The 15,715-nt window shown below is 67.3% G+C and carries 12 protein-coding genes; 7 read left to right on the forward strand and 5 right to left on the reverse strand.

Features of this window, described 5'->3' with window-relative positions; genetic code table 11:
• Positions 1-37: 37 nt before the first annotated feature.
• Positions 38-1,411: a type I glutamate--ammonia ligase gene (locus ABEU20_RS06815; protein WP_420163639.1), complete on the forward strand. Its 1,374-nt coding sequence runs from the start codon at positions 38-40 to the stop codon at positions 1,409-1,411.
• 34 nt (positions 1,412-1,445) lie between these two features.
• On the opposite strand, the gene ABEU20_RS06820 is transcribed toward ABEU20_RS06815, so the two are convergent.
• Positions 1,446-2,042: a CHAP domain-containing protein gene (locus tag ABEU20_RS06820; RefSeq protein WP_420163640.1), complete on the reverse strand. Its 597-nt coding sequence runs from the start codon at positions 2,040-2,042 to the stop codon at positions 1,446-1,448.
• A 69-nt stretch (positions 2,043-2,111) separates the two neighbouring features.
• Positions 2,112-2,528, reverse strand: a complete 417-nt coding sequence (locus ABEU20_RS06825) for a RidA family protein (RefSeq protein ID WP_420163641.1) — start codon at positions 2,526-2,528, stop codon at positions 2,112-2,114.
• 203 nt (positions 2,529-2,731) lie between these two features.
• On the opposite strand from ABEU20_RS06825, the gene ABEU20_RS06830 reads away from it, so the two are divergent.
• The gene (locus ABEU20_RS06830; protein ID WP_420163642.1) at positions 2,732-4,225 is read left to right on the forward strand and encodes a PucR family transcriptional regulator; all 1,494 of its coding nucleotides are present in this window, start codon (positions 2,732-2,734) and stop codon (positions 4,223-4,225) included.
• Positions 4,226-4,230: 5 nt separating this feature from the next.
• Here ABEU20_RS06830 and ABEU20_RS06835 read toward each other — a convergent pair whose 3' ends face one another.
• Positions 4,231-4,839, reverse strand: a complete 609-nt coding sequence (locus ABEU20_RS06835; protein ID WP_420163643.1) for an AMIN-like domain-containing (lipo)protein — start codon at positions 4,837-4,839, stop codon at positions 4,231-4,233.
• Positions 4,840-5,600: 761 nt separating this feature from the next.
• Here ABEU20_RS06835 and ABEU20_RS06840 point away from each other — a divergent pair.
• Both ABEU20_RS06840 and ABEU20_RS06845 read left to right on the forward strand, forming a co-directional pair.
• Entirely contained in the window at positions 5,601-5,984 is a 384-nt protein-coding gene (locus tag ABEU20_RS06840) for a hypothetical protein (protein ID WP_420163644.1), read from the forward strand.
• A 418-nt stretch (positions 5,985-6,402) separates the two neighbouring features.
• Complete coding sequence (locus tag ABEU20_RS06845) at positions 6,403-7,704, forward strand: HNH endonuclease signature motif containing protein (protein WP_420163645.1); 1,302 nt, start codon at positions 6,403-6,405, stop codon at positions 7,702-7,704.
• Positions 7,705-7,881: 177 nt separating this feature from the next.
• Here the strand turns inward: ABEU20_RS06845 and ABEU20_RS06850 are convergent, their stop codons facing one another.
• Positions 7,882-9,870: an oxidoreductase gene (locus ABEU20_RS06850; protein WP_420163646.1), complete on the reverse strand. Its 1,989-nt coding sequence runs from the start codon at positions 9,868-9,870 to the stop codon at positions 7,882-7,884.
• A gap of 342 nt (positions 9,871-10,212) precedes the next feature.
• Here ABEU20_RS06850 and ABEU20_RS06855 point away from each other — a divergent pair, with 342 nt between their 5' ends.
• From ABEU20_RS06855 to ABEU20_RS06865, 3 genes are read left to right on the forward strand one after another with little or no spacing between them, the layout of a single operon-like run.
• Positions 10,213-11,592 (forward strand): MFS transporter, encoded by a 1,380-nt coding sequence (locus ABEU20_RS06855; protein WP_420163647.1) that lies wholly within the window; start codon positions 10,213-10,215, stop codon positions 11,590-11,592.
• Between the two features lie 41 nt (positions 11,593-11,633).
• Complete coding sequence (locus tag ABEU20_RS06860) at positions 11,634-13,094, forward strand: NAD-dependent succinate-semialdehyde dehydrogenase (RefSeq protein ID WP_420163648.1); 1,461 nt, start codon at positions 11,634-11,636, stop codon at positions 13,092-13,094.
• 8 nt (positions 13,095-13,102) lie between these two features.
• Positions 13,103-13,924 carry an HpcH/HpaI aldolase/citrate lyase family protein gene (locus ABEU20_RS06865; protein ID WP_420163649.1) on the forward strand — a complete coding sequence of 274 codons (822 nt, stop codon included), beginning with the start codon at positions 13,103-13,105 and terminating at the stop codon, positions 13,922-13,924.
• Positions 13,925-13,928: 4 nt separating this feature from the next.
• Here ABEU20_RS06865 and ABEU20_RS06870 read toward each other — a convergent pair whose 3' ends face one another.
• Positions 13,929-15,536 (reverse strand): alkaline phosphatase D family protein, encoded by a 1,608-nt coding sequence (locus tag ABEU20_RS06870; protein ID WP_420163918.1) that lies wholly within the window; start codon positions 15,534-15,536, stop codon positions 13,929-13,931.
• Between the last annotated feature and the right edge of the window lie 179 nt (positions 15,537-15,715).

The following is a 15,715-nucleotide window of genomic DNA, read 5'->3' on the forward strand; positions in this document are numbered from 1 at the left end:
TTCTGCCGCCGACCGGCCCCGGTGCAAGGGAGTTGCGATGGATCGGCACGAACGCGACCGCCGGGCCCTCGTGGCCGCCCGACTGGCCGGTGAACTTGCCGACGCCGGGGTGCTGGTCGTCGCGTTGCCGTGGGTCGACAACAGCGGGGTGGTGCGCACCAAGGCTGTCCCCATCGACCGTTTCGAGCGGGCGGCAGCGTGGGGCGTGGGCGGTTCGCCGGTGTTCGACGCGTACACCCCGGACGACTCGATCGTCGCCGGACGCTACGCCGGCGGACCCGTGGGCGACCTACGGCTGCTACCGGACCTCGATCGGGTCACGATTCTCGCCGCGCAACCCGGGTGGGCGTGGGCGCCCGTCGACCGGTACACGCAGGACGGCGAGGTGCACCCGCAGGATGCCCGCGGGGTCCTGCGCCGGGCTGTGGCGAAACTCGACGACGAGGGCCTGACGGCGAAGGCGGCGTTCGAGATCGAGTGGGTCGTCGCGGAGGATGCAGACGACTTCGCACCCGCCACCCGCGGCCCCGCCTACGGATTCACCCGGCTGGCCGAGAAATCCGACTACCTGGTCGATCTGGTCGGGGCACTGCGAACGCAGGGTGTGCGGGTGGAGCAGATCCACCCGGAGTACGCGTCGGGACAGTTCGAGCTGTCGGTGGCCGCGGAGGATCCACTCGCGGCGGCCGACACGTCGACACTGGTGCGGGGAACGATCCGGGCGATCACACTCCGCCACGACATGCAGGCGTCGTTCTCGCCCAAGGTCGTCGCCGGTGGGGTCGGCAACGGTGGGCACGTGCACCTGTCGCTGTGGTGGGACGGACGGAATCTGCACAGCGGCGGCGACGGACCCTGCGGGCTGACTGCGACGGCCGAGGCGTTCACCGCCGGCATCCTCGAACACCTGCCCGGCCTGCTCGCGGTGGGGGCGCCGTCGCCCGCGAGCTACCTCCGTCTGGTGCCGGGCCAGTGGGCAGCGCCGTTTCAGGCATGCGGCCACGAGAACCGCGAGGCCGCACTGCGTTTGATCACCGGAAGCACGGGAGAGGAGGACAGCGCCTCGAACCTCGAGGTGAAGGTGCTGGATCTGTCCGCGAACCCGTATCTGTGCATGGCCGGATTGTTGTTCGCCGGAATGGCCGGCATCCGCGCGGGCGTCGCCCTGCCCGAACTGGTGGACGTCGACCCGGCATCACTCACCGACGAGGAGCGCCGCCGTCGCGGAATCCGCCGTCTGCCGGTATCGCTCGCCGAGGCGACCGACGCCTTCGAGGCGGACGCGATGCTCACCGACGCCTTCGGAACCGAACTGTCCGCGACCATCGTCGACGTCCACCGCGCGGAGATCACACGGTTCGCGGACGCGAGCGACGAGGAGATAGTCGCGGCGCTGCGGTGGGCGTTCTGACAGACCTCGCCATCGCCCCGATCCCGGTGAGCCGTCAGGAATCCAGCCGGCCGAATCCGACGACGGCGCCGTCCGAGAGCCAATCGAGATCGTGCACCCGGATCTTGCCGAGCTCGTTGCCGCCGACCGTGGTCGCGGTGTCACCGTCCACCGCGACGACGAAGTTGGTGTGCTGACCGATGCGGAACTCGTTGTCGTACAGCACCGTATCTCCGGTCTTGGGGCGGTAACCGTTGCCGATCGGCTCGAACCGGGCCTGGGATTCGTAGTACTCCTGGAGCGTGTACACGCCGGGAATGCGCCACGATCCGGAGTTGGGGTTCGAGAACGGCTCACCGGCCTCGCGCATGACCCAGCTGACGAAGTTGGCGCACCACGGCTCCTTGACGCCCTCCGAGTAGAACGTGCCGGGTCGCTGCTCGCGATGCTCGTTCTCCAGGAGGTCGACGACCTTGGCCTGGGTGGGCGTCAGGGCGGTGGTGTCGACGTCGGGGAACGATGCCGTGTCCCACGGCAGGTAGCGCGGCGGCGCCCACCACAGGACGGCGCCCGCCACCAACACCAGCACCGCAGCTATGGATGCGATCCACATGGCGAGGCGTCGACGACGGGTGGCCGGCTGTGCGCTCATGCCCTCGAATGTAGCCGGAGACGAGACGACGATCGGGTGGCCTCACCGAGAGCAGAGCTCTTCGGGGCGTCAGTCGACGAAGACCCGCTTGCCGTCGACGACCGCGACGGCGTCCATCTCGATGAGCATGCCCTCGACCAGCAAGCCCGACGAGATCGCGATGGAGGCGGGCCACGGCGCCTGCAGGAACTCGGGACGCACCTGCTTGAACAGGTCGTAGTCTGCGACGTTCGGGACGTGGACCGACATCTTCACGATCGATTCGAGGCCGACACCGTGCGCGCGCAGCGCGAGTTCGATGTTGCGGAACGTCTGCCGGGCCTGCTCGACGAAACCGCCGTCGACCAGCTCACCGGCGTCGTCGAAGCCACCGATCCCCGCGGTGTAGACGACGTCGCCCACCTTGACCGCCTGGCTGTACTCCGCCGTCTTCGCCCACGTGAACGGCGCCTCGCGGACCTCGATCACCTTGGTTTCCTTCGACATCCGACTCTCCCTCCGATACCCGGCAGCGACATGACGGGCCTACGAAACAGCCACTACCGCAACAGGAAAGAGCGGGCCGCTACCGTCATCGAGGCTGCCACAGACGGCCACCAGAGAGGCACGTACTGCCGTACGGACTTCCCCGGAATCTACGTACCGCCGTATAGTGCAGTCCTCATTCACGAACGTCGGTAGGAAGCACAATGTCCGAGTTGACCGTGGGCGATCTCGTCGCCATGCGCCAGTTGGGTTGCCGGACGATCGCCGGGGCGGGAGGACTCGACCGACCGGTCGTGTGGGCTCACTCGTGCGAACTCGACGACCCGTGGAACTGGGTCGCCACCGACGAACTGCTGATGACCACCGGCATGTGCGTGCCCGCCGACGCGGCGCTGCAGGTGGAGCTGGTCCGCCGCCTGCACAAGGCGGGAATCGCCGGCATGGCGATCGGCGACGACCTCAAGGCGCCGCCGCTCACCGATGCGATGCTCGACGCCGCCGACACGCTGGCCCTGCCGATCCTGAGCGTCTCGCATTCCACCCCGTTCTCGGCCATCGGTCGCACGGTGGGGGTCGCGACACAGAGCGAGCAGATCAGCCGCATCGCGCGCCTCAGCCGGCTGTACGAGGTGGCAAGGTCCGCGACGCTGGCCGACTCGTCGCTGCTGGACCGACTGTCCACCGAGCTGGGGCATCCCCTGCACGTCGTCGATGTCGAGTTCGGCACCGAGGTCCTCGGTCGGCAGGGACGCATGCCCGTCGAGACCATCCGGGCGCTGCGCCAGCGGGTCGGCGGCAAGCTCGAACGCCTGCCCGCCCGGCAGGCCGTCACGGTGGGCGACGAACTGGTCGCGACGGCCTTCGCGCTGTCGACGCACCGCAAGTGCATGCTCGTCGTGGACGGCGCCTCCGACATCGACATGGATGCCTTCGGCCTGCTGCACGCCCAGAGCCTCATCGGGATCGAGGTGGAACGTGCCACCCGCGACCGCGAACGCGACGATGCCTCAGGCGCATTGCTGTTCGAACAGATCGTCGACGGCTCACTCGGCTCGGACGCGGCGCAACCCCGGCTCGAGCAGAGCGGGCTCGCCGACCGCGAGTGGGTTGTCCTCGCACTCGACTCGCAGCACCTCCGAGCAGCGCGAATCTATCTCGGCGACAGCGCATTGCCGAACCTGACGTGCGTCGTGGGCGAGGAGGGATATCTGATGACCGCCGCCGACGACATGAGCGCCACGGTCGATCTACTGTCCGGCCGGATCCCGCACCTCGGCGTCTCGGCCCCGACCTCGACCATCCAGCGCCTCCAGGACAGCGTCCGGCAGGCCCGCTGGGCGCTGCAGGCCGCACGGGCCGACGGCAGCGCAGTTGCCGAGTACTCCACGGCGTCACCGCTGTTCCTTCCCCGCACTCTCAGCGAGGCGACCTTCGCTGCGCGCGCCGTGCTGGGCGACCTGATGGACCACGACACCGCCAACCAGTCCCAGCTGGTCGAAACCCTCGACACGTTCCTGACTCTCGACCGGAGCTGGTCGGCCACCGCCGAGAAGCTGATGATCCACCGTCAGACACTCGCATACCGGCTCAAGCGAATCGAGGCCATCACCGGCCGCAGCACCAAGAGCTCCGCCGACATCTCGACCTTCTGGATGGCACTCATCGCACTGCGGATCAGTCGCGGCGGTAGCGAGTAGTCCCGCTACCCGAACTCGATGACCAGCTGCGGTGGATCGTCGAGCACATTCACCTCGAATGGTGCGGGATCCTCCCGGAAACCGATGAAGGACTGGGTGATTCCCCCGCCCTCCCGGACGTCGGGAAGCAGGTAGAGCTGGGCCACACGGGAGCCTTCCGGACCCGCCAGTGGTGTTGCGGTGGCGTAGAGATGTCGGGCCGGTGGCGCGGTGTCCATCATGTCCACTTGCACGATCGACCGTCCGGGAAGCGGCACCGGCGAACCACCACGGTGCGGCACGGCCTCGGCGACGTAGCCCACCTTCCAGAACGGCACTCCGGACCCGGTGAACGAGTACACGACTCGATCCGTACCAGCCTCCACATCAGAGTCGATTCGCACGTCCTTCACCGAAGCGGTGGAGACGACGCCGATCATCGAGAGGACATCGCCGTCCGGCACGAGTTCGAGCGTGGACCGCGGAGGGGCGATGGACCCGACGTCGATTCGTCCGGTCCGGTCGGCCGGCGTGGAGACGAAGGAGCGGTCCGACGGGGGCGAAGCTCGGTCGACGCCACAGCCGGCCGCCAGCACCAGCGTCCCGAGCACGCCGGTCAACCTCATCACCCTCATACGCCCCCTCCACGGAACCCGCTCCCCCATCGCGCACTGTACGTACCTCGCCGAACAACGAGCGGCGGAACCGGAACACAGGGCGCCGAGGCCCGCCCTTCAGCACCCGAAACTGCTGCCATGCAGACCTCACAATCCGTTGATAACGTTCAACTCGTACCAACCGTTTCTGTTCGACCGACAGAGAAGGAGTTCCAATGTTCTCCAGCGTGGGCGACTTTTTCACCTTCATCCTGAACCTGGGTTTCTCGGCCGGCTCTTCCGGTTTCCAGGTCAGCGGCTCCGGTGGTGGGGTCCCGACTCCACCAGTTGCGTAACCGCTACAGCTCCAAGCCTGTGCCCCGGACGAGCGCGTCCGGGGCACAGTGCTGTCCCCCGCCCCCGGCGCTTCCCGGCGTCGTGCTGGAATGCTTCGGGAGCGTACGCGCCAGGCCGTTGCGGGTTTCGGTCGACGGAAGATGATGTCGACGGAAGATGATGTCGACGGAAGATGATGTCGACGGAAGATGATTGAGCAGAACGGCAGAGAACGGGATCGTGTGGTGACGATGAGCCCGACGTACTCGAATCCTGTTTACGCACCTGCCGTTCTGCTTTAGGTGAGGCACCTAGACTGCCGCGGCATGGACCTTCATGTCACCGCGATTCGGTGACCTCATCTATGACGACGCAGTGGATGATCGAAGACCTCGAGTTTCCCGGACGCCCCTGGAGTCGGGGAGCTGTGCGAACCAACCACCTACTGGACCACACCCGATGCAATGGAGCTACCGGCCGAGATGGTGAGTGACGTCAACGCGATCGTTGACGAGGTGACGATCGACGGGCGGACGGAGCGTATCGCACATCTCGGGCGTGGTTTCACCACAATGGTCCCCGACTACATTGATGTGACTGGCCAAACGCCCCTCACTGGATGTCTGGTGTGGGATCGCAATCTGTGGTTGAACTTCCGCACCGAACCGTCGGGACAGGTCCTGGTGACCGAGCGAGCCTCCCTGCTGAGGCGGGCGGCGCGAACGCCAACCACGTATCCGGGGGTATACAGCGTGGATCACCAAGGCCCGAGCATTCTGCATCGCGGCGGTACGGTTCCCGCTGGGTTCGGCGTCGTCGCACGAGCCCTGTCGGCACTGCTGGCTTGAATCACGCGGCCGCGTTGTCGCCGATCGTTCCCTCATGGAGCCTCGAGTGCGGCTGTCTCTGCTGAGGCATTCGGTGCGAGCGTGGCGTTGCAGCGGGAAGTAACCAGTGAATAGTTGTGCGAGCGTGCCGCTTCGGAAGCAGGGGCCATTGCCGGCGACGAGCACGAGTGATGCCGGGTCATGTCCGATCGACCGACATGCCCACCACTCCATGCTGGCGGACAGCCGCCGCACCAGAGATCTCCCCGGGACAACCGGCACCACCCTCATCTTCACCTCGACCAGGATATTCGTTTGCCGTGACCTGCTCACACGCCCCTCGCGGCCAGTGCCCGGATCATAGACGCCGAGCCCCGCCACACCCTGGCGTACAAGGAAAAGCATTGACTAGAACATCAGTTCGAACTAAACTAGCTTCATGAATCCGGGGGGACTCAACAATCCGAGCATCGCAGTAACCGCACCGCGTCCCGAGGACATAGGAGCGCTGCCCGAAATCACACTGCTGCAGACCACGCTCGACATCTTCCACGCAATGGAACAACTCGACACCCTACGGGTGGTTGCCGTCGCTGAAATCGACGCGCGCGCAGTCTCGTTCGACACCCTCGGGTTCCGCAGCGTCAAGCAGTGGCTGGCTGCGAACACATTGCTGGAGGTACCGGCCGCGGCACGGATCCTCGCGTTGGGCAAAATGCTGAGCCGGCAACCCGAGATTGCCGACGCCTTCAACACCGGTGATATTTCGGCGGAGCATGCCGCGTTGATCGGTAAATTCTGCGAAACCCCGCCGCGCGGCATGCCTGTAGAGGCGCTGGGTGCGTGCCGGAAAGTGTTGTTGGACGCCGCCACTGGCCCTGCCGCGACCACCATGACCGTGCGCACCTGCATCGCGAGGCTCGAGCGGATCTTCGAATCCGACGAACTACCGCCCAGCGAAGACACCGAACGCAACGAGTTCCACGCTTCGAAAACCCTGAACGGACGCGTCGCCGTGAAGGGCGATCTCGATGCCGTCACCGGGGAAATGCTGTTGACGGCGTTGTCTGCCTTGACCAAGCCGAGGAATCCGGTCGACGACCCCGCCGGCTCGCGCACCCCGGCGCAGAAGCGCGCGGACGCGTTCGCCGAGATCCTGCGCCGCTACCTCGACTCCGGCGAGGCGCCGGTCGAGGGTGGCGAACGGCCCCACCTGTCCCTGCATGTGAATGCCGCCGACCTTGCGCGCAGCGAGTCGGATCACGAGTCGGCCCATCCGGATGGTGAGCCGGACCTGTTCGGAGACAGAGACGTTGCCACTATGCCCTGGATGGGACCACTGTCGATCGCCACCGCCCGCAGACTCGCCTGCGACTGCCATCTCACCCCGATAGTGATGCACGACGGCGTCCCTATCGACCTCGGCCGCACCAGCCGAACCGTCTCCAAGAAACAACGCCGCGCCCTGATCGCCCGCGACCACGGCTGCGCCTTCCCCGGCTGCGGGGCACCACCCGCACATTGCGAAGGCCACCACATAAAACATTGGGCAGACGGCGGACCCACCGACCTCGACAACCTCGTCCTACTCTGCCGCTACCACCACAGGCTCCTCCACCACAGCCACTGGCAAGTGAAAATCGACGCCGACCGCCACCCGTGGTTCACGCCGCCGAGCACCGTCGACCCCTTCAAGAAACCCGTCCCCGCCCACAACCGCGCAGGACCACAAGCCGCATAGCGCTGTAGCCGACACCCCGGTGGGGGTGCCGGCCACAGCGGGGTGCGCGGGGAATGCCCCGGTCCGGTGAGGTCACCCGCACCGTGACGAAACTGCCGATCGGACAACACGTCTCTGCCGACCAGACACCGCGTCTCAGCCAGCCAGACACCGCGTCACAGCCAATTGGCAAGGGCCTCAGATTCTGCTGGCCACCCGTAGCGCTTCCAGAGTCGCCTCCTCGACGGTGCGCGGCGCCTGACAGTCCCCGATCGCGTACACCTCGGTCTCGGTGCCGCTCAACTGCGACGTCAGCTCGTGGAACAGGCCGTCCTCCTGCTTGTGGCCGAGGCACAACACGAGTGCTGCAACATCTTCCGCAATCACCGGCTGTGACGTGAGGGTGTTCTGGAGGTACACGGTGTCGTCGTCGGCGCCGTACAGTCGCGCGTTGGTGACGATCTCCACTCCCGCCTCGTACACGGCAGCCAGCATCGCGTTGCGGGTGTACTGCTGGATGGTTTCACCCGGCGCGTAACCGTCCACGGCGAGTGTGACCTTGCGGCCGCCGCTGCGCGCGATCATCTCCGCGACACCGAGGCCGATCCAGTCGCAGCGCCAGTCCGCCACCACGATCCGGCCCTTCGGCAGATCGGCGCCGTTCGACTTGATGACGTCCCACGACTCGAACACCGGCAGCGCGTCGTCGAGCTCGAGCGGCGGTCGGTACGGGGTGGCGCCGGTCGCGACGATCACGACGTCCGGATTCACCTCGCGGACCAGTGCGGCGTCGACCTGAACTCGGGTGCGCACCTCCACCCCGTACCGGTCGATCTCGGACAGCAGATTCGTGACCGCTCCACCGAACTCGGCGCGGTGCGGCAACCGCTCGGCCAAGAGCACCTGGCCGCCGACGCGTCCGGCAGCCTCGTAGATCGTGACGTGGTGTCCGCGCTGTGCGGCGATCACGGCCGCCTTCATGCCCGCCGGTCCGCCGCCCACGATCATCACATTCTTCGCCACAGCCGTGGGAACGGTTCGGCCGAACTGGATTTCACGACCGGTCTCGGGGCGCTGGATGCACGAGATCGGGTATCCCATGTGGAAGTGCCCGATGCACGCCTGGTTGCATGCGATGCACGCCCGGATCTCCTCGGTGCGCCGAGTCTCGGCCTTGGCCGGCATCTCCGGATCGCAGATGAGGGCGCGGGTCATCGCGCACGCATCGGCCTGCCCCGACGTCAGCACGATCTCCGCCTCGTGCGGCTGGTTGATGCGGCCGGCGACGAGCACCGGAATCGACACCTGCTTCTTGATCTTCGCCGCCGACGGCGCCGTGTACATCGCGTCGTAGTGCATGGGCGGAACGATGTGGGTCGAGCCACCGGTGCTGGCGGACGTGCCCTCGGTGACGTTGAGGTAGTCGATGTAGCCGTCCGCGTCGAGCGCCTTGCACAGCGCGACCGTGTCGCTCTCGCCGGTGGCATCGTAGGTGTTCTCGTCGGCCGAAAGACGCACACCCACCACGAAATCCGGGCCGACGGCCTCGCGCACCACCTGTGCCGTCTCGCGCAGCATGCGCATCCGATTCTCGAGGGTGCCGCCGTACCGGTCCTCGCGCACATTGAGGTTCGGGTTGAGGAACTGCGCGGGAAGGTAGCCGTGGCTCGCGACGATCTCGACTCCGTCGAGGCCGGCGGTCTGCAGACGCACCGCGCCCTCCGCATATCCGGTGATGATCTCCTGGAGAAGGTCGATGCTCACGGCCTGCGGCATGACGTGGAAGCGCTCGTTCGGTACCGCGGACGGTGCGAGCGCGACGGGCAGCGCGCCGTCGCCGGACTCCATGATCTCGCGGCCCGGATGGAAGATCTGGGAGATCAGTTTGCAGTCGTGCTCGTGCACCGCCTCGGCCACCCGGCGGTAGCCGGGGATGCAGCTGTCGTCGGTGATCATGAGGACGTGTGAGGTGTAGCGCGCCGTCTCGTGAATGCCGGCGACCTGCATGATGATCATCCCGGCTCCGCCCTCGGCCCGCGCGCGGTGGTAGGCGACGAGCTGGTCGGTGACTTCGCCGTCGTGCACCATGACGGTGTCGTGGCCCGACGAGAAGATCCGGTTCTTCAGTGTCGTCCCACCGAGCGCGAGGGGGCTGAACAACGACGGGAACTCGATCGCGGTCGACATGGGAGACCTCTCTGGGGCGTGCTGATTGCTTCGGTCGGGCGCCTCGACTGTTCCACACGAGCGGAACGCAAACACTCGTACCGAAGTCTGTAATCTGCGCGTTTTCCCGTACGCCAGTACGTCCCTCGCGACACGTTCCCGCACCACAGGCAACACGCGTTCGAACCAGCCACACCACGCCGTCTCCGAGAACAGGGGGTTGTACTAGTGGATAGAATCGACCACGAGTTACGTCCTGTCGTACAGTTCACACCGGTCGAGGGTTCTCCTAGTGTTTCGAGCGATCAGTTCCGCGTTGATCCATCTCCAGGCCGCGGCTGCGACACTTCGAGGACACTCACGATGAAATCTTTTGACGTCATGGACGAGGCGCCCACATCGCGCTTCCACCGGAAACTGTTGATCGCCTGTTGTGGCGGCCCGTTCCTGGACGGATTCGTCCTCAGCATCATCGGCGTGGCACTGGTCGGCATCAAGGCCGATCTGCTGCCGTCGAGCGCCGAGGTCGGCCTCATCGGTGCCGCCTCACTGATCGGCATCTTCTTCGGCGCGACGCTCTTCGGCGCGCTCACCGACCGCATCGGCCGCGAGAAGATGTACGCCCTCGACCTCACGGTCCTGGTCATCGGTTGCGCCCTCAGTGCCTTCGTCCAGGAGGCCTGGCAACTGATCGTGCTCCGGTTCGTCATCGGCCTCGCGATCGGTGCCGACTACCCGATCGCGACGTCACTGCTCACCGAGTTCACTCCGACGAAGAAGCGCGGCTTCATGATCGGCGTGACGGGTCTGTCGTGGTCGCTGGGTGCAGGGTTCGCCTACATCGTCGGCGCGCTGTTCGTCGGTGTCAGCGGCGGCCACGACCACTGGCGCTGGATGCTCGCCACCTCGGCGATCCTGGGTGTCGTCGTCGTTCTCGCCCGCCGCGGAATCCCGGAATCGCCCCGCTGGTTGCTCGGCAAGGGACGTGTCGCCGAGGCCGAGCAGGTCATCCTCGACGTGTACGGCAAGAAGCTCGACCTCACCGACGAGGCGCCCGCCGCCGACGACTCCGGCATGACGATGCTCCAGTCGTTCAAGGCGATCGTCCGCGGCGGTTACCTCAAGCGCACCCTTATGTGCGGCGCCCTGTACTTCGCGCAGATCACCCCGCAGTACGCGATGCTGACCTTCCTTCCGGTCATCCTCGCCGGCTTCGCGGTATCGAGCGACGGCTCGGCCGGCCTGATAGTCGAGACCGTCATCATCCTGTTGTTCGCGATCGGCTCCATCCCGGCACTGCGGTGGGTCGAGACGATCGGACGCCGCAAGATGTCGATCATTCCGTTCGCCGTCATGGCCTTCCCGCTGATCTTCCTGTGGCTCGTCCCGGATGCCCCTGTGTGGCTCGTCGTCGTGGCGTTCTGCGCCTACGCCTTCGCATCCGGTGGCCCCAGCATCCTCGAGTGGGTCTACCCGAACGAGTTGTTCCCCACCGAGATCCGGGCAACCGCCGTGGGCGTGTCTGTCGGCATCAGCCGGATCGGCGCCGCCACCGGCACCTACCTGCTGCCGATCAGCATCGACAACTTCGGCATCGGCGCCACGATGGGCTTCGGCGCTCTGATCACCCTGGCCGGCTTCGCCGCGTGCTACGCGTGGGCTCCGGAGACCGCCGGACGCCCGCTCGAGGAGACCGCGTCCGTCGCCCCGGCCGGTTCCCGCACCACCGCGTCCGTGGACTGAGCCCCCGTTCCGCCGCCGGCGACCTCTCGAAAGATGACTCGATGACGACCCTCACCACCCCCGACAGCATCGTCGACTCCGTTCCCACCGATCTGTGGCTCGGCGGCCGTCAGACCTCCGCCTCCTCCGGTGCCACTTTTCCGGTGCACAATCCAGCAACCGGGGACGTCCTCACGCACGTCGCCGACGCGAGCCCGGACGACGGCCTCCGTGCCCTCGACCTGGCGGCGGCCGTCCAGAAGGAGTGGGCGGCCACCGCGCCGCGGGAGCGCGCCGAGATCCTGCGAAGCGCGTTCGAGCTGGTGCGCAAGCGGAGCGAGGACTTCGCGACGGTCATGACACTCGAGATGGGCAAGGCGATCGGCGAGGCGCGCGGCGAGGTCGCGTACGGAGCCGAATACCTACGCTGGTTCGCGGAGGAGGCCGTCCGCGTCGGTGGACGATTCGGCACGGCACCGGGCGGCGACGGTCGCATCCTCGTCACCAAGGTTCCCGTGGGCCCGGTGCTGGCGATCACCCCGTGGAACTTCCCGCTGGCCATGGGAACTCGCAAGATCGCACCGGCGGTGGCCGCCGGATGCACGATCATCGTCAAGCCGGCCGAGGAGACGCCGCTGACGATGCTGCTGCTCGGTGAGGTGTTCGCCGAGGCAGGTCTGCCCGAGGGCGTGCTGTCGATCCTGCCGACGTCGCAGGCGTCCGCACTGTCCGGGCCCCTCATGCAGGATCGGCGGCTGCGGAAGGTGACCTTCACGGGTTCGACCCCGGTCGGAAAGCTGTTGGTGCGCAATGCTGCCGACGAGCTCCTCCGGACGTCGATGGAACTGGGCGGCAACGCACCGTTCGTGGTGTTCGAGGACGCCGACATCGATGCCGCGGTGAACGGCGCGATGGCCGCCAAGATGCGTAACGGTGGCCAGGCCTGTACGGCCGCCAACCGGTTCCACGTCGCGAACGCGGTCATCGACGAATTCACCGACAAGCTCGCCGCCCGCATCTCCTCGCTGCGCACCGGACCGGGCCTCGACCCGAACACCGACGTCGGACCGCTCGTCAACGCGGACCAGCGTGACGTCGTCACCGAACTCGTGACCGACGCCGTCGAGCGTGGCGCCCGCGTCCGTACCGGCGGCTTCGCCCCGGACGGTCCCGGCTACTTTTACGCACCGACTCTGCTCGACCGCATCCCGGCGGACGCTCGTGTGCTGCGGGAGGAGATCTTCGGTCCCGTCGCGACCGTCTCCGGGTTCGACACCGAGGAGGAAGGTGTCGCCGCCGCGAACGACACCGAGTACGGGCTGGCGTCCTACCTCTACACACGCGACCTGGACCGGGCCGTGCGCGTCGCAGCAGCTCTCGACAGCGGCATGGTAGCGGTCAACCGCGGCATCCTCTCCGATGCCGCAGCCCCGTTCGGCGGAGTCAAGCACTCGGGCTTCGGCCGCGAGGGCGGCACCGAGGGCATCGAGGAGTACCTCGAGACGAAGTACGTCGCACTGTGACCCTGGCCGTGGGAAGTTCCGAATCACGCACCTCGGCAGCACGATCCTGGCTCCTGGCGGCGGCGGTGGACGCGGAAGCGCTGTCCGCCGCCGCCCGAGCGGGAGCGGACTGCCTGATCGTCGACCTCGAGGACGGGGTGCCGTTCGTCCACAAGAGCCCGGCACGGCAGATCGCGCGGAAGTGGCTGCGGGACAACCCGTCCTGGGTGCGCATCTCCGACGTCCGATCGAGTCAGCACGTGCTGGACGTCGCGGCCCTGCGGGACGAGCCGGGCGTGCTCGGGGTAATGCTCGCGAAGGCCGAGTCCGCGGACGACGTGCACACGGCGGCGAGCGAACTGCCCGGCCTGCCGATCGTGCCGATGATCGAGTCCGCGCTCGCGCTCACCCGCGCGGTGGAGATCGCGGCCGTGGCGCCCGCCGTTCGCCTGGCTTTCGGCGTCGGCGACTTCCGGCACGACACCGGGGTCGCGAACACCCCGGCCGCGTTGACCCACGCACGCTCCCAGCTGGTGGTGGCCAGCCGTGCCGCCGGCCTGCCGGGACCGATCGACGGGCCCAGCGCACAGGAGGATTCGGTCTCTCCGGATACCCGGTATGCCGCCGAGTTGGGCATGACCGGCAGGCTCGCGGTCCGGGCCGCCGACGCTGCGGTGATCAACGCCGCGCTGTCACCGTCGGCCGCCGACATCGCTTCCGCGACAGCGATGATCGAGAGACTCGGGCAGAACGGGGAACGTGTCGCTTCCGGCGCCGACGTCCCGCGGCTGGCCGCGGCCAAGGCCGTGCTGCATCGGGCGCGCCAGTTCGGGATCCCCTGCGGGAGCTGACGGGTCAGGGGGCGAGCGGGCCGGTGACCGGGTGCGCCTGCTGCGAGCCGTCGGCGACGCGGTAGCTCATCGCGTGGCGGGCGAGGCCGCGGGGATCCGTCGGATCGGACACGTAGAACCAATCCATCTGCGCCCCGGACCTGTTCACTTCGAACACGCCGTATCCGTGGGAGTCCAGCTCGACATACCGCACGTGGTGGTTGAACGCCTTGAACGCCTCTTCGGCGGCCACGGTCGCGGTGCGCGGGGGCACCTTCAACATGTCGTCGATGTTCGGCGAGGTCACCGACGGCACCACGAACTCGGTGCCGACCGTGCCGGCGGCCGGATAGTTCGCGGCGTCCACCGGCAGGTCGCACGCCCACGACGTGTGGATGTCGCCGGTGAGGAACACGGTGTTGCGGACCCCGTTCGTGGTGATGGCGTCGAACAGGCGACGACGGTCGGCGGTGTAGCCGTCCCACTGATCGGTGTTGAAGGGGATACCGGCGTCGGGCACACCGACCATCTCCGTGATCGCACCCATCGTCCGGTTGTCCAGGGGTGGGAACACACACGGCGCGATCATCACCGGATTGCCCACGATCTTCCACTGCGTCGGCGCGGTGACGATGCCGGTGGCGAGCCAATCCATCTGCGCACGACCGGTGATCGTCCGATCCGGGGCGTCGACCTTGCGCCATCCGGCGCCCGCGGACGCCTGCTCGTCGCGATAGGTACGCAGATCGAGCATCGACAGCTCGGCCAGCGAGCCGAAGCGGAAGCGTCGGTACAGCGCGGCGTCGGATCCGGACCCATTCACGCGCACCGGCATCCACTCGAAGTAGGCGCGGGTCGACGCGGCCTTGCGAGCACCCCAGTCGCCCTCGGTGGCAGGATCGTGGTTCTCGGCGCCGCCGTCGTACGAGTTGTCGGCCGATTCGTGGTCGTCCCACGTCGCGATGAACGGCAGCTTCGCGTGCAGGGCCAGGAGATCGGGGTCGGTCTTGTACTGCGCGTGCCGAATTCGATAGTCGGCGAGTGAGACGATCTCGTGTACCGGGTCGTGCAGGCGCACCGAGCCACCGCGCGCGCCGTACTCGCCGCGACCGTACTCGTAGATGTAGTCGCCGAGGTGGAGAATCGCGTCCAGGTCCTCCCGCTCGGCGAGGTGCCGGTACGACGCGAAGTACCCGGCCTCCCAGTTGGAGCACGATACGACGCCGAACCGCAGGCGTGCGACGTCGGCGTCCGTGGCCGGTGCCGTGCGGGTTCGCCCGACGGGGGAGACGATCCCGAGTCCGGTGAACCGATAGAAGTAGACGGTGCCGGGACGCAGACCGTCGACGTCCACCTTCACCGTGTGGTCGGCGTCCGGGCCGGTGGCGACGGTTCCGCTGCGGACGACCGTCGCGAAGCTCGGATCGGCGGCAACCTGCCATGTGACCGAAACTGCCGTCCCCACTTCGGATCCCGGCAGGGCCTCGGCGGAGGGGGTGAACCGGGTCCAGATGATCACCCGGTCGGGGAGCGGGTCACCGGACGCCACACCGTGGACGAAACCCGGGACGGGTGCGGCGGCCGATGCCCGGCCCGCCGCTGCGGCCGCGATCCCGGCGCCCGCGAGCACCATCGAGCCGCGCAGCACCCCGCGGCGACTCACACCAGCGATGTCGTTGTTCTCGAACACCACCGGATCACAACGCAATTCGGACGCATGTTCAACTGGGATCGGGCGATGTACCGAGCGTTCATCGACTGTTCCTCCTCGCGTTTCGCGCACTTAGCGCGCCGGAAACGCCCCGGAATGCG

The sequence above is a fragment of the Rhodococcus parequi genome (genome assembly GCF_046042785.1).
Taxonomy (GTDB): Bacteria; Actinomycetota; Actinomycetes; order Mycobacteriales; family Mycobacteriaceae; genus Prescottella; species Prescottella parequi.

What these genes read in the sequence shown, in the direction of transcription:
- ABEU20_RS06815 (WP_420163639.1), top strand. Translation starts at nt 38, where the DNA reads ATGGATCGGCACGAACGCGACCGCCGGGCCCTCGTGGCCGCCCGACTG.
- ABEU20_RS06820 (WP_420163640.1), bottom strand. Translation starts at nt 2,042, where the DNA reads ATGAGCGCACAGCCGGCCACCCGTCGTCGACGCCTCGCCATGTGGATC.
- ABEU20_RS06825 (WP_420163641.1), bottom strand. Translation starts at nt 2,528, where the DNA reads ATGTCGAAGGAAACCAAGGTGATCGAGGTCCGCGAGGCGCCGTTCACG.
- ABEU20_RS06830 (WP_420163642.1), top strand. Translation starts at nt 2,732, where the DNA reads ATGTCCGAGTTGACCGTGGGCGATCTCGTCGCCATGCGCCAGTTGGGT.
- ABEU20_RS06835 (WP_420163643.1), bottom strand. Translation starts at nt 4,839, where the DNA reads ATGAGGGTGATGAGGTTGACCGGCGTGCTCGGGACGCTGGTGCTGGCG.
- ABEU20_RS06840 (WP_420163644.1), top strand. Translation starts at nt 5,601, where the DNA reads ATGGAGCTACCGGCCGAGATGGTGAGTGACGTCAACGCGATCGTTGAC.
- ABEU20_RS06845 (WP_420163645.1), top strand. Translation starts at nt 6,403, where the DNA reads ATGAATCCGGGGGGACTCAACAATCCGAGCATCGCAGTAACCGCACCG.
- ABEU20_RS06850 (WP_420163646.1), bottom strand. Translation starts at nt 9,870, where the DNA reads ATGTCGACCGCGATCGAGTTCCCGTCGTTGTTCAGCCCCCTCGCGCTC.
- ABEU20_RS06855 (WP_420163647.1), top strand. Translation starts at nt 10,213, where the DNA reads ATGAAATCTTTTGACGTCATGGACGAGGCGCCCACATCGCGCTTCCAC.
- ABEU20_RS06860 (WP_420163648.1), top strand. Translation starts at nt 11,634, where the DNA reads ATGACGACCCTCACCACCCCCGACAGCATCGTCGACTCCGTTCCCACC.
- ABEU20_RS06870 (WP_420163918.1), bottom strand. Translation starts at nt 15,536, where the DNA reads ATGGTGCTCGCGGGCGCCGGGATCGCGGCCGCAGCGGCGGGCCGGGCA.